This window comes from Sulfurovum sp., assembly GCF_041551015.1.
Lineage (GTDB): Bacteria > Campylobacterota > Campylobacteria > Campylobacterales > Sulfurovaceae > Sulfurovum.
This window is the reverse complement of the sequence record NZ_JBFENQ010000190.1, coordinates 1-2,646: the sequence shown is the minus strand read 5'-3', so window position 1 is coordinate 2,646 and position 2,646 is coordinate 1. Positions and strand designations below refer to the sequence as shown.

The following is a 2,646-nucleotide window of genomic DNA, read 5'->3' as shown; positions in this document are numbered from 1 at the left end:
GCATAATTCGGTGCAGGATTTAGACAGATTTCATCTGTTGAAAATGTTTCAAAATACTTTTTGTAATCATTCATATAAAATTCAAGTGCTTCCTCCACCTTGTCATCTTCAAGTATTAATGGGATACGTTTCGTTCTTATGATATGTTCAGGGGTTAAAACACCTCGCGTAGCAAAGACAGCTAAATTATCTTGTAACGCATAATACTTCGCTAAAGGAGAGTCATTGAGTTTAACAACGACATCATAGCCTTTAGCTTTGGAGATAAGCATTTGTAACTTCTCTAGATCTACCTCATCATTCGCTTCAGTATGTGACAGTTCTATAGCTGCATTTTCTGCTAAAAAATCTTCTGCTCTAGTCACTGATGTGATCATCTTATCATATGACTTTTTAGCATCATTGTCAAAGGTAAAGATCCCATGATTATGCAAGATTATCCCCTCACATGTATCCCAGTCAAAATCTTGCGTCATCTCATAAATCTTCTGTGCAAGTATAAATCCTGGCATCACATAAGGGATGATAAGGAAGTTTGGGAAAAGCTTAGCAATATACTCCTCGCCATGTTTAGAGTTGGAAATTGTTACGATAGCATCTGCATGCGTATGATCCACTACTTTAAAAGGGATGATCGCATGCAAAATAGCTTCTACGGAAGGATTGGGTGCATTTTTGTCTATCATGGCTGCTTTTTGCTGAGTAACCATGTCACTGTCAGAGAGGCTTTTTAATTTTGCCATCTCCAAAAGTACACTCATTTTCACTGGGGCAAACCCTTCAGCTTTGATGGAAACTAGATCCCAGCCACTCCCCTTCACATATAAGATCTCTTCACCATTAACCATGCTCTTCACAGAAGTATTACCACCACCATGAAGCACCAGCTCATCACTCTGTCCAAGTAAATTTGAGGTATATACTCTTAAATCCAGATCACTCGTGTACTTACTGGCTTCTTTATCATCCCATAAATTTTTCAAAGTCTAACCTAATACTTCTAGTTCATCTGTGTATTTATCTTCACAGTAAGGTTCATAACTTGATTTATACACTTTATAATGTGCAGAAGCCTTATGCCCGTCAAGTGCTTCTTCATTTTCCCATGTCTCTACTGCCATAAATCTGCGCGGGTTATTTTCATATTGAAATATCTCATAAAATAAAACTCCCGGCTCCGCTTTACTTGGTTCAACCATAGCCGTCAAAAGTTCTTTCATTTTTTCTTCACAGCCTTCTTTTGCTATGAATGTTACGCTTTTTGTAATAGTCATTCTACTCTCCTGTTTTTGTAATATATTCTAACTAAAAGCCCTTATTTTTTAGAATATATCTACTTTCTACGTCTCATATAAATATAAATGACTTCTCTATCAAAGAAAAAGTTAAAAAAACAAATAATAGCCCTAGAATTCTTCTCATATATTTCGCCTTTTTCGCATAAAGAAGTATTATATCCTAAATGAAATAATTCATATTATATTTACATGTTTATGTTATAATTTTCCAACTTATTAGGGAAACGGATATATATGAAAAAACTTGTTCTACTTGGATTTATTACTTTACTGACACTATCACATGCTAAAATGGTGGACGCCATTGCGATCATCGTTGAAGGGGAACCTATCACCACGGCAGAGATACGTGCTGTACAACAACAGATGCAGGTTTCTAAAGAACAGGCTACCAATCTTCTTATTCAAGACCGCCTACAAAAATCTGCGATGAAAGATGTATTTATCGAGGAGGCAGACATCGATGCAAAAATAGCCACTATTGCAGCACAAAACAATCTCACTGTCCCTAAAATGCAAAAGATCTTGAAAGAACAGGGTACCACATGGAACAACTATCGATCAAGTGTCAAAGAGGCAATGAAAAAAGAGAAGTTCTTCCAGGAAAAAGTGGTTAGTTCTATCGCAGCACCAAGTGAAGATGAACTCAAGATCTTCTACAAAAATCACCAAGAGCACTTTACCATCCCTGCTTCTGTTAGTCTAATTGAATACTCAGCACCATCTGAAGAAAGTATGAAAAAGTTTCTTCAAACAAAAAATGCCAAAGGCATAAAAAGCCGTTCTGTAACAAAGTCAACTAAAGAGCTTAACCCTACTTTACTTGGTAGTATTTTACAAACGCAAAATGGTTCATTTACACGCCCTTTTAATGCAGGAGACCGATATATAAGCTATAAAGTTCTTTCTAAACAAGGTAAAGTAAATATGCCTTTTGAAGCGGCTAAAGGTGCTGTGGCTGCAAAATGGAGACAACAACAGCAGGGTAAAGCACTTAAGGACTATTTTGAAAAAATCAAAACAAGCGCCGATATACAAATACTCAGATAATATTATTTAAGAAACGAAGGAAAAACATGGGACTAAAATCTGACAAATGGATACGTGAGAAATCACTTAATGAAGCAATGATCACACCTTTTTGTGAAGGACTTGTAGGTGAAGGTGTAGTAAGTTACGGATTAAGCTCATATGGATATGATATCCGTGTTACAGATGAATTCAAGATCTTTACGAATATCAATGCAGAAGTGGTTGATCCAAAAGATTTTAACGATAACAATGTTGTAGACTTTAAAGGTGATGTATGTATCGTTCCACCTAACTCTTTTGCACTTGCAAGAACAGT

At 36.1% G+C, this 2,646-nt stretch carries 3 protein-coding genes and 1 pseudogene; 2 read left to right on the top strand and 2 right to left on the bottom strand.

The genetic code is table 11. The features are described from left to right. Positions 1-983: class II aldolase/adducin family protein (locus ABZC96_RS09580; RefSeq protein ID WP_373030747.1), on the bottom strand; the 983-nt coding region annotated here is incomplete at its 3' end. Between the two features lie 3 nt (positions 984-986). Continuing rightward, the gene (locus tag ABZC96_RS09575; protein WP_373030745.1) at positions 987-1,274 is read right to left on the bottom strand and encodes a putative quinol monooxygenase; all 288 of its coding nucleotides are present in this window, start codon (positions 1,272-1,274) and stop codon (positions 987-989) included. Between the two features lie 258 nt (positions 1,275-1,532). Between ABZC96_RS09575 and ABZC96_RS09570 the strand changes: the two genes are divergently transcribed. Both ABZC96_RS09570 and ABZC96_RS09565 read left to right on the top strand, forming a co-directional pair. Next, on the top strand, positions 1,533-2,348 hold the full coding sequence (locus ABZC96_RS09570) for a peptidylprolyl isomerase (protein ID WP_373030743.1): 816 nt from the start codon (positions 1,533-1,535) through the stop codon (positions 2,346-2,348). Positions 2,349-2,374: 26 nt separating this feature from the next. Beyond that, a pseudogene (locus tag ABZC96_RS09565) lies at positions 2,375-2,646 on the top strand (dCTP deaminase); the annotation flags it as partial.